This is a genomic window from Halomonas sp. ND22Bw, assembly GCF_003011945.1.
In the GTDB taxonomy this organism is placed as follows: Bacteria; Pseudomonadota; Gammaproteobacteria; order Pseudomonadales; family Halomonadaceae; genus Halomonas; species Halomonas halophila.
Genome location: NZ_PXWD01001788.1, coordinates 1 through 236, shown reverse-complemented (window position 1 = coordinate 236; position 236 = coordinate 1). Strand labels below are relative to the sequence as shown.

Here is a 236-nt window from a genome sequence, read left to right as displayed (position 1 = left end):
CGGCCTCTACAACGGCGTCCCGGTGGGCGACCTGGCCTATCCCGAGGCCGAGCGCGCCGTCACCGCCTTGAACGTGGTGATGGCCGAGGGCGGCGGGCTGATCGAGGTGCATGGCACCGCCGAGTCCGGCACCTACAGTCGCGCCGAGCTCAATGCCATGCTCGACCTGGCCGAGCAGGCCGGCGCCTCGCTTTTCGCGCATCAGCGCGAGGCGCTGGGCATCCGCGGCTGATAGC

1 pseudogene is annotated in these 236 nt (G+C 71.2%); it reads left to right on the top strand.

The window, feature by feature from the left end:
* A pseudogene (rph, locus tag CVH10_RS24440) lies at positions 1 to 232 on the top strand (ribonuclease PH); the annotation flags it as partial.
* Positions 233 to 236 lie beyond the last annotated feature (4 nt).